Source organism: Streptococcus halitosis (genome assembly GCF_003143695.2).
GTDB lineage: Bacteria > Bacillota > Bacilli > Lactobacillales > Streptococcaceae > Streptococcus > Streptococcus halitosis.
The window spans coordinates 572,258-589,487 of sequence record NZ_QEMY02000001.1 but is presented as its reverse complement, the minus strand read 5'-3'; the positions used below and the strand labels follow the sequence as shown (position 1 = coordinate 589,487).

General features: G+C 42.8%; 16 protein-coding genes and 1 pseudogene. 15 read left to right on the top strand and 2 right to left on the bottom strand.

The window, feature by feature from the left end:
• Positions 1 to 15: 15 nt before the first annotated feature.
• The 4 genes from argH (at position 16) to mnmG (ending at position 5,417) form a co-directional block, all read left to right on the top strand.
• Positions 16 to 1,407 (top strand): argininosuccinate lyase, encoded by a 1,392-nt coding sequence (gene argH, locus DB729_RS02965; protein WP_109289573.1) that lies wholly within the window; start codon positions 16 to 18, stop codon positions 1,405 to 1,407.
• 370 nt (positions 1,408 to 1,777) lie between these two features.
• The gene (mnmA, locus tag DB729_RS02955; protein ID WP_109289575.1) at positions 1,778 to 2,899 is read left to right on the top strand and encodes a tRNA 2-thiouridine(34) synthase MnmA; all 1,122 of its coding nucleotides are present in this window, start codon (positions 1,778 to 1,780) and stop codon (positions 2,897 to 2,899) included.
• 140 nt (positions 2,900 to 3,039) lie between these two features.
• Complete coding sequence (locus DB729_RS02950) at positions 3,040 to 3,495, top strand: NUDIX hydrolase (protein ID WP_165442218.1); 456 nt, start codon at positions 3,040 to 3,042, stop codon at positions 3,493 to 3,495.
• An 8-nt stretch (positions 3,496 to 3,503) separates the two neighbouring features.
• Positions 3,504 to 5,417 carry a tRNA uridine-5-carboxymethylaminomethyl(34) synthesis enzyme MnmG gene (mnmG, locus tag DB729_RS02945; protein WP_109289577.1) on the top strand — a complete coding sequence of 638 codons (1,914 nt, stop codon included), beginning with the start codon at positions 3,504 to 3,506 and terminating at the stop codon, positions 5,415 to 5,417.
• A 62-nt stretch (positions 5,418 to 5,479) separates the two neighbouring features.
• On the opposite strand, the gene rnjA is transcribed toward mnmG, so the two are convergent.
• Entirely contained in the window at positions 5,480 to 7,159 is a 1,680-nt protein-coding gene (gene rnjA, locus DB729_RS02940) for a ribonuclease J1 (protein WP_000331973.1), read from the bottom strand.
• Position 7,160: 1 nt separating this feature from the next.
• A complete protein-coding gene (locus tag DB729_RS02935) occupies positions 7,161 to 7,394 on the bottom strand; it encodes a DNA-dependent RNA polymerase subunit epsilon (RefSeq protein ID WP_000639588.1) in 234 nt (77 codons plus the stop codon).
• 1,007 nt (positions 7,395 to 8,401) lie between these two features.
• On the opposite strand from DB729_RS02935, the gene DB729_RS02925 reads away from it, so the two are divergent.
• From DB729_RS02925 to DB729_RS02875, 11 genes and pseudogenes are all read left to right on the top strand, one after another.
• Positions 8,402 to 8,617: a hypothetical protein gene (locus DB729_RS02925; protein ID WP_000492029.1), complete on the top strand. Its 216-nt coding sequence runs from the start codon at positions 8,402 to 8,404 to the stop codon at positions 8,615 to 8,617.
• Between the two features lie 253 nt (positions 8,618 to 8,870).
• Positions 8,871 to 9,554, top strand: coding sequence for a tRNA (adenosine(37)-N6)-threonylcarbamoyltransferase complex dimerization subunit type 1 TsaB (gene tsaB, locus DB729_RS02920; RefSeq protein WP_109289579.1), 684 nt, complete (start codon positions 8,871 to 8,873; stop codon positions 9,552 to 9,554).
• Positions 9,551 to 9,988 (top strand): ribosomal protein S18-alanine N-acetyltransferase, encoded by a 438-nt coding sequence (gene rimI, locus DB729_RS02915; protein ID WP_109289580.1) that lies wholly within the window; start codon positions 9,551 to 9,553, stop codon positions 9,986 to 9,988. Before tsaB ends, rimI begins: the two co-directional genes overlap by 4 nt.
• Entirely contained in the window at positions 9,978 to 10,988 is a 1,011-nt protein-coding gene (gene tsaD, locus DB729_RS02910) for a tRNA (adenosine(37)-N6)-threonylcarbamoyltransferase complex transferase subunit TsaD (RefSeq protein WP_109289581.1), read from the top strand. Before rimI ends, tsaD begins: the two co-directional genes overlap by 11 nt.
• A gap of 108 nt (positions 10,989 to 11,096) precedes the next feature.
• A pseudogene (locus DB729_RS02905) lies at positions 11,097 to 11,959 on the top strand (Rgg/GadR/MutR family transcriptional regulator).
• A gap of 115 nt (positions 11,960 to 12,074) precedes the next feature.
• Complete coding sequence (locus DB729_RS02900) at positions 12,075 to 12,740, top strand: CPBP family intramembrane glutamic endopeptidase (protein WP_033584772.1); 666 nt, start codon at positions 12,075 to 12,077, stop codon at positions 12,738 to 12,740.
• A 70-nt stretch (positions 12,741 to 12,810) separates the two neighbouring features.
• The gene (locus tag DB729_RS02895) at positions 12,811 to 14,037 is read left to right on the top strand and encodes an MFS transporter (RefSeq protein WP_033584774.1); all 1,227 of its coding nucleotides are present in this window, start codon (positions 12,811 to 12,813) and stop codon (positions 14,035 to 14,037) included.
• A gap of 158 nt (positions 14,038 to 14,195) precedes the next feature.
• Entirely contained in the window at positions 14,196 to 14,891 is a 696-nt protein-coding gene (locus DB729_RS02890) for an AzlC family ABC transporter permease (protein ID WP_081730819.1), read from the top strand.
• The gene (locus DB729_RS02885) at positions 14,881 to 15,204 is read left to right on the top strand and encodes an AzlD domain-containing protein (RefSeq protein WP_000253936.1); all 324 of its coding nucleotides are present in this window, start codon (positions 14,881 to 14,883) and stop codon (positions 15,202 to 15,204) included. Before DB729_RS02890 ends, DB729_RS02885 begins: the two co-directional genes overlap by 11 nt.
• Positions 15,205 to 15,307: 103 nt before the next feature.
• Positions 15,308 to 16,138, top strand: a complete 831-nt coding sequence (locus tag DB729_RS02880) for an amino acid ABC transporter substrate-binding protein (RefSeq protein WP_000724973.1) — start codon at positions 15,308 to 15,310, stop codon at positions 16,136 to 16,138.
• Between the two features lie 153 nt (positions 16,139 to 16,291).
• Positions 16,292 to 17,146, top strand: a complete 855-nt coding sequence (locus tag DB729_RS02875) for a MetQ/NlpA family ABC transporter substrate-binding protein (protein WP_109289582.1) — start codon at positions 16,292 to 16,294, stop codon at positions 17,144 to 17,146.
• Positions 17,147 to 17,230 lie beyond the last annotated feature (84 nt).

The window sequence follows — 17,230 nt, the reverse complement described above, 5'->3', positions numbered from 1 at the left end:
AAGGGACGACAGGATATGCCGAAAAATACAAAATTATGGGGTGGTCGATTTGAAGGCACTGTGGAAGATTGGGTAGAGCAGTTCGGTGCAAGTATTTCCTTTGACCACCAGCTGGCAAAATTTGATTTGATGGGTTCCCTAGCTCATGTTCAAATGCTAGGACAGACTGGCATTTTAAGTTTGGAAGAGGCAGAGCAGATCCAAGATGGTCTGCAAGCTTTGTTGCGAGATTTAGAGGCAGGAGAGCTTCATTTTGATATTGCAAATGAAGATATTCATATGAATATGGAAGTGTTGCTGACAGAGAAAATCGGTCCTCTGGCTGGGAAACTGCACACGGCTCGTTCTCGGAATGACCAAGTCGCAACAGATATGCACTTATATCTAAAGGAGCAGCTTGGCCATATCTTGTATAAGTTGGCGAATCTGAACAGTGTTTTGCTGGATTTGGCTGAAAAACATGTGGAAACCATCATGCCAGGCTATACCCATTTACAGCACGCCCAACCAATTAGTTTTGCCCACCATCTCATGGCTTATTACAATATGTTTCAAAGGGATAGCGAGCGCTTTGCATTTAACTTGAAACATACGGACCTATCTCCCCTGGGTGCGGCTGCATTGGCGGGGACAACTTTTCCAATCGATCGTCAATTATCGAGTGATTTATTGGGTTTCCAACAACCCTATACCAATTCCTTGGACGCAGTGAGTGACCGTGATTTCATCTTAGAATTTCTATCAAATGCCAGCATTTTGATGATGCATATGAGCCGCTTTTGTGAAGAAATCATCAATTGGTGCAGTTTTGAGTATCAGTACATTAGCTTGTCTGATAGCTTCTCAACGGGTTCATCTATCATGCCCCAGAAGAAAAATCCTGATATGGCGGAATTGATTCGAGGGAAGTCAGGACGGGTTTACGGGCACTTGCTTGGGCTATTGACCGTCATGAAGTCTTTGCCTCTGGCCTACAATAAGGATTTGCAAGAGGACAAGGAAGGCATGTTTGATACAGTAGACACGATTTTGAATTCTCTGGATGTGTTGGCAGGTATGCTATCGAACATGCAGGTTAATAAGGCCAAAATGCAGCAATCTACAGAGAATGATTTTTCGAATGCGACCGAACTGGCAGATTATTTAGCTGAAAAAGGCCTCCCCTTTAGAGAAGCGCATGAAATAGTAGGGAAATTAGTTCTAGACTCTATCAAGCATGGTAAAAACATCCAAGATTGGGATTTGGAGGAGTTACAAGCCTACCATCCCTTGATTGAAGAGGATATTTATATCTACTTGCGCCCAGAAACTGCTGTTCAGAGACGGAATTCCTTAGGAGGAACCGGCTTTGAGCAAGTGAAATACCAGATAGAACAAGCAAAGAAAGAACTTAAAGGGAAAAATTGATTCGTTTGCAAAGTAAGAAAGAGAGGTTGAGATGATTTATCAGCCTCTTTCTTGTCTTCTCCAACCAAGCGTGTTATAATGAATACTGCTCAAGCGACCTTCAATCGTGAAGCACACACGACCTTCAATCGTGAATTAGTCATTTCGTTTATCTTTTATTACGTCGTTAACTCGTCTTACCTAACTCGAGTTATGTCTGCGACTCGTTGCCTATCATATTTTCATTTTAAGATGATAGGCTAAAATGGTCTCCCAGACCATTTTACTCCTAAAAGCAAACGAAAAGACTATACTCAAAGAAATTCTATTGAAAGTCATAATAAATAGAATTTTGAAGGGTATGAATAAACGAATAGATGGGAGACTTACCATGAGTGATAACTCTAAAACACGTGTTGTCGTGGGGATGAGTGGTGGTGTTGATTCGTCGGTGACGGCTCTCTTGCTCAAGGAGCAGGGCTACGATGTGATCGGTATCTTCATGAAGAACTGGGACGACACAGATGAAAACGGCGTCTGTACGGCGACCGAAGATTACAAGGATGTGGCTGCAGTGGCAGACCAGATCGGCATTCCTTACTACTCTGTTAATTTTGAAAAAGAGTACTGGGACCGCGTTTTTGAGTATTTCCTAGCGGAATACCGTGCAGGGCGCACGCCAAATCCAGATGTTATGTGCAACAAGGAAATCAAGTTCAAGGCCTTTCTGGACTATGCCATGACCTTGGGAGCAGACTATGTAGCGACTGGGCATTATGCCCGAGTGGCGCGTGATGAGGATGGCATCGTTCACATGCTTCGTGGCGTGGACAATGGCAAGGATCAGACCTATTTCCTCAGTCAACTTTCGCAGGAACAACTCCAAAAAACCATGTTCCCACTGGGGCATTTGGAAAAGCCTGAAGTACGAAAACTAGCAGAAGAAGCAGGCCTCGCGACTGCTAAGAAGAAAGACTCGACAGGGATTTGCTTTATCGGAGAAAAGAACTTTAAAAACTTCCTCAGTAACTACCTGCCAGCTCAGCCTGGTCGCATGATGACTGTGGATGGTCGCGATATGGGTGAGCATGCAGGTCTGATGTATTATACAATCGGTCAGCGTGGCGGACTTGGTATCGGTGGACAACACGGCGGTGACAATGCCCCTTGGTTCGTTGTCGGAAAAGACCTCAGCAAGAATATCCTCTATGTCGGCCAAGGTTTCTACCATGATTCGCTCATGTCAACCAGCCTAGAGGCCAGTCAAGTTCACTTTACTCGTGACATGCCAGAGGAATTCACGCTCGAATGCACGGCTAAATTCCGCTACCGTCAGCCGGATTCAAAGGTGACTGTTCATGTCAAAGGAGACAAGGCAGAGGTCATCTTTGCGGAACCGCAACGCGCCATCACACCAGGACAGGCCGTTGTCTTTTACGATGGCGAAGAGTGTCTCGGTGGTGGCTTGATTGACAATGCCTACCGTAATGGACAAGTTTGTCAGTACATTTAGATTGACAAATTTTCTCAATTTGCTACAATAATAAAAGCAATAGAAATGATGGTCAAAGCTCATGGATGTTGCAGGCTTTTTTGTCCTGCACTTCTTACGAGTTTTGACTGTTTTTGTGTCGTTTAAGGGAAAGGATAAAAATGACTCAACAAGACTTTCGGACAAAAGTGGGAAATACTGTTTTTGGTGTTCGGGCGACAGCCTTGATTCTCCAAAATCGCAAGCTCCTAGTTACCAAAGACAAGGGCAAGTATTACACTATTGGCGGTGCGATTCAAGTCAATGAAAGCACGGAAGACGCGGTAGTCCGCGAAGTGAGGGAAGAACTGGGTGTCAAAGCTCAAGCTGGTCAGCTAGCTTTCGTGGTTGAAAATCGTTTTGAACAGGACGGTGTTTCCTATCACAACATCGAGTTTCATTATCTGGTGAACTTGCTTGAGGATGCCCCATTGACCATGCAGGAAGATGAAAAAAGGCAGCCTTGTGAGTGGATTGATTTGGATCAGCTCCAGAATATCCAGCTCGTTCCAGCTTTTTTAAAAACAGCCCTGCCGGATTGGGACGGCCAACTAAGACACATTCATCTTGAGGAATAGGAGAGAAAATGACTTATAATTTTACGGAAGAATACGATATTATTGTAATCGGTGCGGGACACGCGGGGGTTGAGGCTTCCTTGGCTGCCAGCCGTATGGGCTGTAAGGTCTTGCTTGCAACCATCAACATCGAAATGCTGGCTTTCATGCCTTGTAACCCTTCGATCGGTGGTTCTGCCAAGGGGATTGTTGTGCGTGAAGTCGATGCCCTCGGTGGTGAAATGGCCAAGAATATTGACAAGACTTACATCCAGATGAAGATGCTCAACACAGGGAAAGGACCTGCTGTTCGCGCCCTTCGTGCGCAGGCTGACAAGGAGCTTTACTCTAAGGAAATGCGCAAGACAGTTGAAAATCAAGAAAATCTGACCCTCCGTCAAACCATGATTGATGAGATTTTGGTGGAAGATGGTAAGGTTGTTGGTGTGCGGACGGCGACCCATCAAGAGTATGCTGCTAAGGCTGTAATTGTGACAACGGGGACTGCCCTCCGCGGGGAAATCATCATCGGGGATCTCAAGTATTCGTCAGGTCCTAACCACAGCCTAGCTTCTATTAACCTTGCTGACAATCTCAAGGAACTGGGACTCGAAATTGGTCGTTTCAAGACAGGAACCCCTCCACGTGTCAAGGCTTCATCTATCAACTATGATGTGACAGAGATTCAGCCAGGAGACGAAGCGCCTAATCACTTCTCATACACGTCACGTGATGAAGACTATGTCAAGGACCAGGTGCCATGTTGGTTGACCTACACCAATGGTACCAGTCATGAGATTATCCAAAACAATCTCCACCGTGCACCTATGTTTACAGGTGTGGTTAAGGGAGTAGGACCTCGTTACTGTCCATCGATTGAGGATAAAATTGTGCGCTTTGCGGATAAGGAACGTCACCAACTCTTCCTTGAGCCAGAAGGACGCAATACAGAGGAAGTTTATGTTCAAGGACTTTCAACCAGTCTGCCTGAAGATGTCCAACGCGAGCTGGTTCATTCCATTAAAGGTCTGGAAAATGCTGAGATGATGCGAACTGGTTATGCCATTGAGTACGACATGGTCTTACCTCACCAGTTGCGTGCGACTCTGGAAACCAAGAAAATCTCGGGGCTCTTCACTGCTGGTCAGACTAATGGTACATCAGGATACGAAGAAGCTGCTGGCCAAGGGATTATCGCTGGTATTAATGCGGCTCTGAAAATCCAAGGCAAGCCTGAGTTGATTTTGAAGCGCAGTGACGGTTATATCGGGGTGATGATTGACGACTTGGTGACCAAGGGAACCATTGAACCCTATCGTCTCTTGACCAGTCGTGCTGAATACCGTCTCATCCTCCGTCATGACAATGCCGATATGCGCTTGACAGAGATGGGACGCGAGATTGGTCTTGTGGATGATGAACGTTGGGCTCGCTTTGAAATCAAGAAAAATCAATTTGAAAATGAGATGAAGCGCCTAGACAGTATCAAACTCAAGCCAGTCAAGGAAACCAATGCTAAGGTTGAGGAGATGGGCTTCAAGCCGTTGACAGATGCGGTGACAGCCAAAGAATTCCTTCGCCGTCCAGAAGTTTCTTACCAAGATGTGGTGGCCTTCATCGGGCCAGCTGCCGAGGACTTGGATGACAAGATTATCGAATTGATTGAAACAGAAATCAAGTACGAAGGCTATATTTCTAAAGCCATGGATCAGGTTGCCAAGATGAAACGCATGGAAGAAAAACGCATTCCAGCCAATATTGATTGGGATGATATTGATTCTATCGCGACAGAAGCTCGTCAGAAGTTCAAACTTATCAATCCAGAAACTATCGGCCAAGCCAGCCGTATCTCTGGTGTAAACCCAGCAGATATTTCTATTTTGATGGTGTATCTTGAAGGTAAAAATCGCAGTATTTCTAAAAATCAAGAAAAGAAAGCATAGAAAAAACAGCTCCGAAGACGGGGCTGTTTTTTTGACTTATATTCAATGAAAATCAAAGAGTATTATTCTTCATCTGGTGTGAGGATCATAGGGATAATAATCGGTTCACGTTCTGTATTTTCATAAAGGAAAGGACGAATAGCGTTGACAATAGCACCATTGACAGATTGCACGCTGGCATCTTTGTTCTTCAGCGCGATACGAATAGCGTTGAAGAGGATACGTTGGCTTTGGCGAATCAAGTCGCCAGATTCTCTCATGTAGACAAAGCCGCGGCTGAGGATATCTGGGCCAGATAGAATCATCTGCGACTTAAAGTCAACAGTTGCGACTGCTAGAACGACACCATCTTCAGATAGATCACGACGGTCCTTGAGGACAGCTGCGCCGATTTCACCGATACGGTTTCCATCGACATAGATGTCTTGGGCATTGAAATGCCCAGCGATACGAGCTGAGTTAGCAGTAAGGGCAAGCACATCACCATTGCTCATGATAAAGATATTGTCCTTCTCGACACCCGTATCCACCGCTAGTCCAGCGTGGACTTTCTGCATACGATATTCACCGTGGACAGGCATGAAGTATTTCGGCTTAATCAAGCGGAGCATGAGTTTTTGCTCTTGCTGACCACCGTGTCCAGATGTATGGATATTGTTCACTTTACCGTGGATAACTTCGACACCAGCTTCAGAAATAGTGTTAATCAATTTGTTGACGCTAGTGGTATTTCCAGGGATTGGGCTAGAAGAGAAGATAACGGTATCGCCGGGTTGGAGTTGCACTTGACGGTGGGTTCCGTTAGCGATACGAGAGAGGGCTGCCATTGGCTCGCCCTGACTACCTGTACAGAGGATAAGAACCTCGCCAGCAGGGTAGTCTTTGATTTCATTTGGCTCGATAAAGGTTCCCTTAGGAGCTTTGATGTAGCCAAGCTCGATCCCGTTGACAATGGCCTTTTCCATAGAACGACCAAAGACCGCAATCTTGCGTCCAGTCTTAACAGCAGCATCTGTTGCTTGCTGGAGACGGAAGATATTTGAGGCAAAGGATGCAAAGATGATACGTCCTTCAATGCCTTGAATGATCTTCATGATGGACTGGCCAACGACTTTTTCAGAGTTGGTAAAGGTTGGCACTTCTGCATTTGTCGAGTCAGAGAGGAGACAGAGAACACCCTCTTCACCAAGGGCAGCCATACGGTGCAAGTCTGCAGGTTCACCAACTGGAGTGAAGTCGAACTTGAAGTCACCCGTACAGACGATTTTTCCTTGAGGAGTATGGATAACAATCCCCAAAGGCTCTGGAATGGAGTGGGTTGTTCTAAAGAAAGTTGCCTTGAGATTTTTAAAGGTTAACTCAGTGTTATGGTTGATTTCGTAAAGTTTGGCGTTACGCAAGAGACCGTGTTCTTCGAGTTTTCCACGGATCAAAGCCAGGGCAAGCGGTCCAGCGTAGATAGGGACATTTGCTTGTTTGAGCAGGAAAGGAATTCCACCAATGTGGTCCTCGTGTCCGTGTGTGATCAAGACAGCCTTGACGCGGTCAATATTGTCTACGATGTAAGAGTAGTCGGGGATAACATAGTCGATACCCAGCAAGTCATCTTCTGGGAATTTAATCCCAGCATCGACGATGATAATCTCGTCTTGGTATTCAATCCCATATGTGTTTTTTCCGATTTCTCCCAGACCACCGATGGCAAAAACGCCGACTTCTTCAGGTTTAAGAGTATAAGCCATATTAGAACTCCGTGATTTCGAAGACGCCAGTTTCTTTTTCGTAATCTAGCAATTTGTCAGACAAGAGTTCGATATACTCGATGTTGTACTCTGGGCGATTTTCTTCGACAAGTTGGCGAGCAGCGATACGGCCCTCAAGTTCTGAGCTGGCATCGATGTCTAGGTAAAGTGAGCGTGTTGTTTCACGGCGTGGGCTACGTTCTTTTGTTTCTTGATAAAAAACTTTGTAAATCATATAGTTCCTTTCTATTTATAGGTCAACTTATTCCAAACTTTTAGCAGAGATTTGCTTGATTTCATTCCATTTTGTGTCTAGATTGACCTTGATTCGTTACAATTATTTCAATTATACCACAAAATGAAAAATTAGTAAAAGACGGAAACGAGAAAGTCGGGAGGGGAAGAAGGAGCAAAAAGACAGGTAGGATTTGGTCGGAGAGCGCTTAGGTGTTATAATTAAAGGGGAAATCTAAAGAGATAGTAGATTTAAGGAAAAACATAGTTCTAGTTTCATTAATCAATCGTTGGAGTAGATGGTTGGGACAGAATGATATCTTTGAAAAAAGAAAAAGCTCTTGAGAAATCTCAAGAACAACCAAAAAGGCTGAGACAAAATTAAGGGATTTTTCTGAGCAAGCTCAAGGGGCAGCACCATTACCTGAAGTGATTGAATCACAACCTTTGAAAGACTTGTCACCAAGTCAGACCAAATCTCAACCTTTACCCTATTTTATCATCTATGAGGCTAAGAAGTCAATCTATAAGTATAACGATGTAGAAATAGCATGGAGTGGAGTGTTTACTAAAGAGGCAAAGAAAAGCCCTTAATCTAAGAGTAAGCAAAAAGAGAGGACCAATGGTAGTCAGGGGTCTTTACAGCTCAAAGCTGAAGGCAGTCCCACACCCGTACCAGAAGTTGGTACCTTTGAACGCTCTGTTACCAGTCGCCCTACGTTATCCTCTCGATATTTATACTTTACTATAACTTACTGAGGGAATCAACTTTAAAAGCATCAAAAAGCTCCTGACCAAAGTCAAGAGCCTACTAATAACATTGGGGGCGAATTGTTCAATCGCAATTTCAGTTCTTTAGAAACCAAAGTTTCAGGGATAGCACTGCAACCCGAAGAGTCAACGACTCAACCTGATTTTCCTACCAGTGTTGAAATACATTTTAACATTGATAGACCAACATTGTCAACAGTTTATATAAAAATAGGAATACCAAAAGGAGGATTAAGAATGTTTAGTTTGTTTGAATTTGCAGTAGGGGTTCGCCTCTTGATGTTTGTAGTCTTTGTAGCTTGTGTCTATGGAGGGAATGCCCTGTTTGTGCATCTGGAACACCGCAAAACAAAATTCCTTTGGAAGCTTGCTTTTGTGACGCTCTATTCAATTTTTCTCCTCCTGGTCACCTATGTTGTCTGGCTTGTTTTCTACTTTGGTTTAAATGCTTAAAGTCAATTATTCCTCTAGATATACAGAAAATCCACCTCGTCTTGATAGATGGGATGGATTTTTCTATTTTTAGGTGCTATCTTTATTGTTATGACGATGATTTCTAACGTCGAAAATCGAGTTAAGGCATATATGACTTATTTACACTTCTTTTTCTCTAAGTGGCAGGCCCTTTTGTTTCAAAACAAAGAAAATTCCCTTGCGCTGGCTTTTGTAGTATAATAGTAAACAGACAAAAAGATAGGAATGTGTTATGAAAGTATTAGCTTTTGATACGTCCAGCAAGGCTCTTTCTCTCGCTATTTTAGAGGACAAGCAGATTCTTGCTGAGACGACGATTAATATTAAGAAGAATCACAGTATTACCCTCATGCCAGCCATCGATTTTTTGATGGCAAGTTTGGATTGGACATCCAAGGATTTGGATCGAATCGTGGTCGCTGAAGGGCCAGGTAGCTACACGGGCTTGCGAATTGCGGTAGCAACTGCCAAGACCTTGGCTCATACCCTGAACATTGAGTTAGTTGGTATGTCGAGTCTTTTGTCTCTGGTACCGCGCCAACAAGAAGGCTTATTTGTTCCCCTGATGGATGCACGTCGCAACAATGTTTATGCAGGGTTTTATGAAAATGCCAAACCTGTCATACCAGAAGCACACCTGTCCTTTGCGGAAGTGCTTGAAAAAGTCACGGATGCTGAACAGGTGACCTTTGTTGGAGAAGTTGGAGCCTTTGTGGAGCAGATCCAAGAGCGTTTACCACAGGCTAACTATCAGGAAACCTTGCCAAATGCAGCTAATCTTGCCCTTTGGGCTTGGGATAAGGAAGCAGACTCCTTGCACGACTTTGTTCCTAACTATCTCAAGCGTGTTGAAGCTGAGGAAAATTGGCTCAAGAACCATACCGAGTCTGGTGAGTCCTACATTAAACGCCTATGATAGAGATCAAACGAATTCAAAGACAGCCTGACCTGGCTCAAGCTATTTACGCTGTAATGGCAGCTGTTTACCCAGTCAGCCCTTGGACGCTGGAACAAATCCAAGCAGACCTGTCCCAAGACCAGACTTGGTACGCTCTAGCTTATGATGGGGCAGAAGTGATTGGCTTTCTAGCTGTGCAGGAGAATCTCTTTGAGGCAGAAGTCCTGCAAATCGCTGTCAAAGGAGCCTATCAGGGCCAGGGAATTGCGTCAGCCTTGTTTGCTCAACTGCCAGCGGATAAGGAGATTTTCCTCGAAGTCAGAAAGTCAAACCAACGAGCGCAAGCATTTTACAAGAAAGAAAAGATGGCGATCATCGCTGAGCGAAAGGCTTACTATCATGACCCAGTTGAGGACGCCATTATCATGAAGAGAGAAATAGATGAAGGATAGATATATTTTAGCATTTGAGACATCCTGTGATGAGACCAGTGTCGCCGTCTTGAAAAACGACGATGAGCTCTTGTCCAATGTCATTGCGAGTCAAATTGAGAGTCACAAACGTTTTGGGGGCGTAGTGCCAGAAGTGGCTAGCCGTCACCATGTCGAGGTTATTACAGCCTGTATCGAGGAAGCACTGGCAGAAGCACGAATTACCGAAGAGGATGTAACAGCTGTGGCGGTTACCTACGGACCAGGCTTGGTCGGAGCACTGCTAGTTGGTTTGTCAGCTGCCAAGGCCTTTGCTTGGGCTCATGGACTTCCGCTAATCCCCGTGAATCACATGGCTGGCCACCTCATGGCGGCTCAGAGCGTTGAGCCTTTGGAGTTTCCCTTGCTAGCTCTCTTGGTTAGCGGTGGGCACACGGAGTTGGTCTATGTTTCTGAGGCTGGGGATTATAAGATTGTTGGGGAAACGCGGGACGATGCAGTTGGTGAGGCCTATGATAAGGTCGGCCGTGTCATGGGATTGACCTATCCTGCAGGTCGCGAAATTGATGAGCTAGCTCATCAGGGGCAGGATATTTATGATTTCCCTCGTGCCATGATTAAGGAGGACAATCTAGAGTTTTCATTCTCAGGTTTGAAGTCTGCCTTTATCAATCTTCACCATAATGCTGAGCAAAAGGGAGAAAGCTTGTCCAAGGAAGACCTGTCAGCATCTTTCCAAGCAGCAGTCATGGATATTCTTATGGCCAAAACCAAGAAGGCTTTGGAAAAATATCCTGTTAAAACCCTAGTCGTGGCAGGTGGCGTGGCAGCTAATAAAGGGCTCAGAGAACGCCTAGCAGCTGAAATCACAGATGTTAAGGTCATCATCCCACCCCTGCGCCTTTGTGGAGACAATGCAGGTATGATTGCCTATGCTAGCGTCAGCGAGTGGAATAAAGAAAACTTTGCAGGCTTGGACCTCAATGCCAAACCAAGCCTTGCCTTTGATACCATAGAATAAAGAGTCAGCTTTAGGCTGGCTTTTTTGATAAAATATTTTATAATATGTTAAAAAAGTAAAAATTTTTACGAATAGAAAAGTAAAGTGAGTTAATAAAGGAGTAAGGAGATGATTGAAAAACAAGAATTGGGAGAATTTTACAAGGAATTGCGCCTGGCGAGAAAACTCAAGCAGTCAGATGTGGCTTGTGATGGGCTGACAGCATCCCAGCTATCCAAGTTTGAACTGGGACAGTCTATGCTATCTGCGGATAAACTGATACTAGCTATCCAAGGGATAAATGTGACCTTCGATGAGTTTGGACACAAGCTTAACAATTATCAAGAATCACCACATATGCGATTTGGTAGAAAGGTTGTAGATCGCTTTGCCCATCAAGATATAGCTGGCTTAGAGAAACTATTAGAGGAAGTCGAGCAGGAACAAATGGCACAGACTTATCGTCGTTTGGATGCTATTGTGATTAAAAATGCTATCCATTCCTTAGATAAAAGGTATCCGTTAGAAGAGGAGGATAGCGAGTTTTTGACCACCTATCTCTATGCTATTGAGTCTTGGACCTGGTTTGAACTCTATATTTTTGCAATACCATGCCTTTCTTAAGTAATCAAGATCTGATTTTTTTATCCACCTCTTTACTTGAAAAATCTAAGGAATTTAAAGAGTTGGTACACAATCAATTGTATATGAAAAGTGGTTATCTTAATATCATCTCAGAGCTCATGGAGCGCAAATTTTTTTCCTATATCACAATCTTTGAAGCCGAGTTGGGGAGCATGCTCCGACCATATGATGTTTTCGAGAAAGTATCATTGCAGTTTTTAAAGAAATTGAGCATTTTCCTCCAAACCAAAGGGAGCAATCAAAAAGAGATTGAAAACTTTATCCAATCTCTGCAAGTATTAGAAAATCCCCAATTAACAGCCCTTTTTGAACTGCGTTTTCAGCAATACAAAGAACTTATCGATTAATCTACTATCGCGAATGTGAAATTTCCATGAGAAACAATATCAAATATGCGATTTTCTAAAATGTGGTGATTTCCGTGTTATACTATCCTTATTTCATAGTATAGGAGAAAATAGAATGAAAAAGATAATCTCACGCTACTATTTTTTAATAGCTATTCTACTTGTCATTTCTGACCAGTTCTTCATTCGTTTGCTTTTACATAGCGACCTTGCTGCTGGTCTATCTGACTTTGCCTATTATTTGTCAGATATGCTGTTGAATTTTCTTGTGGTTCTGCTTGCTATTATTGTTATGATTCGGTCAGGGAAATGGCAGAAAATCAACAGTCGAAAATTTAGAGGTTCCTATCTTCTCTATTGCTTCCTATCTCTCCTAGCTTTTGTTATTTGGAACTTCGTCACATTTTTTATTTTTCCGCCTACCAAAAATGAAATTGCTTATCAACTGGATGTTCCTACTTTTACGGGAGCAACGGCATTTTTGATGTATTTTTTCTATCCTGTGATTGCAGGTCCTATTTTTGAAGAGATGATTTATCGTGGATTGGTGATGACAGCTCTGGAAAAAGGAAAGAAATGGGGACTGGATGTGCTCGGTTCGGCTGCTTTGTTTGGAATCTTGCACATTAGTAACCACGGTTGGGTCTTGACAGACTTTTTCGTATATATGGGTGGCGGTCTCATATTTGCAGTCTTATTTAGAGTGACAAAGTCCATTTATTGGCCTATTGGACTGCACATAGTCTACAATGGCATTGGTCAAATTTTACCGTTGCTGTAATTTTGGGTGCTCAGCAATATCGGTCTATCCTTGGGGAAAAGTTCCCATTTGAACTCAAAAAGGAGTTGCGATGAAAGTATTTATTCAAAATAGAGATTTTAGGCAACTAACCATCAACCAGTGGATTTCAATGGTTGGGGATACAATTTTTTATCTTGCTTTTTTGAATTATGTGGCAGATGCTTCGTTTGCCCCCTTGGCAATTTTACTCATTACGATTTCAGAGACTGTTCCTCAAGTTCTGCAAATTTTTATGGGAGTTTTGGCTGACTTTCAACACCATCGTGTTCTAAAGTATACGGTTATTAGTTTTGTCAAATTTGTACTTTATTCTATAGTGGCGCTTTCGCTTTCAGGGCAGCCCTTTTCCTTATGGCTTGTATTCTTTATTTGTTTAATGAACCTTTTGTCGGATACATTGAGTTACTTTTCAGGAGCCATGCTTACTCCTATTTTTATAAGAATCATTGGGAAAGAACATCTGACAGAAGCTATTGGCTTTAAACAATCAACAGTTAGTTTAGTTCGGACAATCAGTAATATTCTAGGAGGGGTTTTACTAGGAATTCTTTCCATTCAGTTCATTTCCTTGCTAAACGCTCTGACGTTTCTGATAGCATTTGTAGGTATTCTTCTCATAAAAAATGATCTTTTGAAAGTTGAAAAAACAATTAGCTATCAAGAAGGTCTTTCTATAAAATCGTTTTGCCAGCATTTGTTCCAATCATCAAAATTGATCTGGAATATGGATAGAGTGATCTTCATTTTATTTATCGTCTCTATCAGCCAAGCGGTGATTAATGTTACTGTTCCTATTTCAACTCTTTTTTTAAGAAACCAACCGTTTTTGGATTTACAAACTGGTCAATCACTCGCTTTGTTATCAACACTAGAATTGTTAGCACTTATTGTCGGAAGCCTTGTAAGTGGCTATCTGAAAAATACGATTTCTATAAAAACAGCTCTATACGCTTCGGTCGTCATCCAGTTACTCCTTCTAGTAGGATTTGCCACAGTTCATTTTGGTTTGATTCTGCTTTTCAGCTCCTTGGATGCCTTCATCGCAGGGTTACTCTCTCCTAGATTGCAAGAACTCGTCTTTAAACAAATACCTGAGGAGTCAATGGGAGCGGTTCAATCCTCTATTGGTGCTATTACGGTTGTCTTACCAAGTCTATTCACAATCGTTTTCGTAACGATTGCTACAAGTTTTGGGGTCCTAGCGGTCAGCTTTATTCTATTGCTATTACTCCTAACCGCATTTGTCATGCTCTTGAATATTCGTGAGAGCATTTAGAGGAGAATTTGTATAATAGGTGTTTGAGACTGGATCGCCAGTCTTTTTATGACGGCCAAAATCAGCAGACTTTTTTCTCTTCTTTGAATATGTTATAATAGTCCGTGCTGTGGCTGTGATGATGAACAGCCTCAACTGGAGAAAATATGAGGAGAAGGATGAAAGAAAAAGGATTTTGGGAAGGTGTACATGCGGCCATGCCGACTGCCCTCGGCTATGTTAGTATCGGTCTGGCTTGTGGGATTATCGGTGCGCCCTATGTGACACCTGTTGAGATGGGCTTGATGAGCCTCTTTGTTTATGCCGGGAGCGCCCAGTTTGCCATGTTGGCACTGATTGCGGTACAAGCGCCTGTGGCAGCTATTGCTATGACGGTCTTTTTGATCAACTTGCGACTCTTTTTGCTGAGCTTGCATGCATCGACCTATTTCCGTCATACTAGTCTCTGGCAAAATATCGGCATGTCTAGTCTCCTGACAGATGAGACCTATGGCGTTTTGATGGGAGAATTAGCCCATACAGATAAAGTCCATCCTATGTGGATGCACGGGAACAATCTCAATAGTTATGTAGCCTGGTTTATTGGGACAGTGGCGGGGACGGCTTTAGGTGGCCTTCTTCCAAATCCTGAAGTCTTTGGCTTGGACTTTGCCCTTGTTGGGATGTTTATCGGGATTTTTACTTCACAATTTCAGATTATGCAAAGACGGGTTCCTGTACGGAATCTGCTACTAATCCTAGCCGTTGTTGCGGTGTCCTTCTTTTTGCTCTTGACAGTAGTGTCTCAGTCGCTAGCTGTTTTGTTTGCGACCTTGCTAGGTTGTACCATGGGGGTGGTCTTAGATGGTCAGTAAATATCTTTTGTTAGCCGTTATCTTTTCAGGCCTAGTGACTTGGATTCCCCGTATGATTCCCTTCATCTTGGTTAAGTACAAGGGCTTGCCAGCTATCGTCGAGCGGTTTTTGAAGTTTTTGCCTGTTTCCATTATCTTTGCCCTGATCCTTTCAAGCGTAGTGACTGGCAAAGTTGGCAGTCTCCCTCAAATCAAATGGCTGGACTTTTTAGCAGTCTTTCCAACGGCTTGGGTAGCCTTTCGCTACCGCAATCTAGTAGGTACGGTTCTTTTTGGGGTAGTCTTGATTGCAGTCTTGCGTCTGGTCTTTTAAATCAGCCATAAAAAAAACCTATCACCGAGATAGATATCATATAATGGCAAAAAAAAATATTTTCTGTTAAGATAGTAAAGTATTCTATTTTGGAGGAAATGACATGAAAAAAATCGTTAAATACTCATCTCTTGCTGCTCTAGGACTTGTGGCTGTAGGTGTGTTAGCAGCTTGCTCAGGTGGTGCGAAAAAAGAGGGAGAAGCAGCTAGCAAGAAAGAAATTATCGTTGCAACTAATGCTACACCAAAACCATTCAACTATGAAGAAAATGGCGAATTGACTGGTTACGAAATTGAAGTGGTTCGCGCTATCTTTAAAGACTCTGACAAGTATGATGTCAAGTTTGAGAAGACAGAGTGGTCAGGAGTCTTTGCAGGACTTGATGCTGACCGTTACAATATGGCTGTTAGCAACATCAGCTACACTAAAGAACGTGCTGAAAAATACCTTTATGCAGCTCCAACTGCTAAAAACCCTAACGTTCTTGTAGTGAAAAAAGATGACCCTAGCATCAAATCGCTTGATGATATCGGTGGAAAATCAACAGAAGTTGTTCAAGGGACAACTTCTGCTAAACAGCTAGAAGACTACAACAAACAACATTCAGATAATCCAACTGTCCTAAAGTATACTAAAGCGGACTTCCAACAAATCATGGGACGCTTGAGCGATGGCCAGTTTGACTACAAGATTTTTGATAAAATCGGTGTTGAAACAGTCATCAAGGACCAAGGTTTGGACAACTTGAAAGTCATTGAACTTCCAAGCGACCAACAACCTTACGTTTACCCACTTCTTGCTAAAGGTCAAGATGAGTTGAAAACATTTGTAGACAAACGTATCCAAGAACTCTACAAAGACGGAACTCTTGAAAAGTTGTCTAAACAGTTCTTCGGAGACACTTATCTCCCAGCAGAAGCTGATATTAAATAAGTTTGTAAATCATCCATTCTCTCGTAGGTGGATGATTTTGCAACTTCTAGACTTATAGTTTCAAACTATATGTCTGCCTATCTAATAACAATTTGCGAAATCAAATAAAGTATGAGATACTATTACGGTATTATTTTTAAAGGAGATAGAATCATGAAAATTAAAAAATGGCTCGGTGTAGCAGCTCTTGCTACAGTCGCAGGTTTGACTCTTGCAGCTTGCGGAAATTCAGAAAAGAAAGCAGACAACGAAACAGTTGTCAAAATTGCAACAGTTAACCGTAGCGGTTCTGAAGAAGCGCGTTGGGATAAAATCCAAGAATTGGTTGAAAAAGATGGAATTAAATTGGAATTCACAGAGTTCACAGACTATTCACAACCAAACAAGGCAACTGCTGATGGCGAAGTAGACTTGAATGCTTTCCAACACTACAACTTCTTGAACAACTGGAACAAAGAAAACGGGAAAGACCTTGTAGCGATTGCAGATACCTATATCTCACCAATCCGCCTTTATTCAGGTAAAAATGGGGAAGAAAACAAGTACACCAAAGTGGGAGAAATCCCAGATAACGGTGAAATCGCCGTACCAAACGATGCAACAAACGAAAGCCGTGCGCTTTACTTGCTTCAATCAGCTGGTTTGATCAAATTGGATGTTTCTGGAACTGCACTTGCAACAGTTGCTAACATCACAGAAAATCCAAAGAACTTGAAGATTACTGAATTGGATGCTAGCCAAACAGCTCGTTCATTGTCATCAGTTGATGCTGCCGTTGTAAACAATACCTTCGTTACAGAAGCAAAATTGGACTACAAGAAAGCACTCTTCAAAGAACAAGCTGATGAAAACTCAAAACAATGGTACAACATCATCGTTGCGAAAAAAGATTGGGAATCATCACCTAAGGCTGATGCCATCAAGAAAGTGATCGCAGCTTACCACACTGATGAAGTGAAAAAAGTTATCGAAGAAACATCAGACGGTTTGGACCAACCAGTTTGGTAATAAGACACAGGGAGGTGGGAGAGAGTTTCCACCTCTTGCTTTTGTATAGAGCATGGATTGTAAAGAAGACTATAGGTTCATAGA

Bases quoted from the DNA above. Each gene is read 5' to 3' on its own strand.
- DB729_RS02925 (WP_000492029.1), top strand. From the start codon at position 8,402: ATGTTTAGTTTGTTTGAATTTGCAGTAGGGGTTCGCCTCTTGATGTTT.
- DB729_RS02950 (WP_165442218.1), top strand. From the start codon at position 3,040: ATGACTCAACAAGACTTTCGGACAAAAGTGGGAAATACTGTTTTTGGT.
- DB729_RS02885 (WP_000253936.1), top strand. From the start codon at position 14,881: ATGGTCAGTAAATATCTTTTGTTAGCCGTTATCTTTTCAGGCCTAGTG.
- DB729_RS02890 (WP_081730819.1), top strand. From the start codon at position 14,196: ATGAAAGAAAAAGGATTTTGGGAAGGTGTACATGCGGCCATGCCGACT.
- argH (WP_109289573.1), top strand. From the start codon at position 16: ATGCCGAAAAATACAAAATTATGGGGTGGTCGATTTGAAGGCACTGTG.
- mnmG (WP_109289577.1), top strand. From the start codon at position 3,504: ATGACTTATAATTTTACGGAAGAATACGATATTATTGTAATCGGTGCG.
- DB729_RS02900 (WP_033584772.1), top strand. From the start codon at position 12,075: ATGAAAAAGATAATCTCACGCTACTATTTTTTAATAGCTATTCTACTT.
- rimI (WP_109289580.1), top strand. From the start codon at position 9,551: ATGATAGAGATCAAACGAATTCAAAGACAGCCTGACCTGGCTCAAGCT.
- DB729_RS02895 (WP_033584774.1), top strand. From the start codon at position 12,811: ATGAAAGTATTTATTCAAAATAGAGATTTTAGGCAACTAACCATCAAC.
- rnjA (WP_000331973.1), bottom strand. From the start codon at position 7,159: ATGGCTTATACTCTTAAACCTGAAGAAGTCGGCGTTTTTGCCATCGGT.
- tsaB (WP_109289579.1), top strand. From the start codon at position 8,871: ATGAAAGTATTAGCTTTTGATACGTCCAGCAAGGCTCTTTCTCTCGCT.
- tsaD (WP_109289581.1), top strand. From the start codon at position 9,978: ATGAAGGATAGATATATTTTAGCATTTGAGACATCCTGTGATGAGACC.
- DB729_RS02875 (WP_109289582.1), top strand. From the start codon at position 16,292: ATGAAAATTAAAAAATGGCTCGGTGTAGCAGCTCTTGCTACAGTCGCA.
- DB729_RS02935 (WP_000639588.1), bottom strand. From the start codon at position 7,394: ATGATTTACAAAGTTTTTTATCAAGAAACAAAAGAACGTAGCCCACGC.
- DB729_RS02880 (WP_000724973.1), top strand. From the start codon at position 15,308: ATGAAAAAAATCGTTAAATACTCATCTCTTGCTGCTCTAGGACTTGTG.
- mnmA (WP_109289575.1), top strand. From the start codon at position 1,778: ATGAGTGATAACTCTAAAACACGTGTTGTCGTGGGGATGAGTGGTGGT.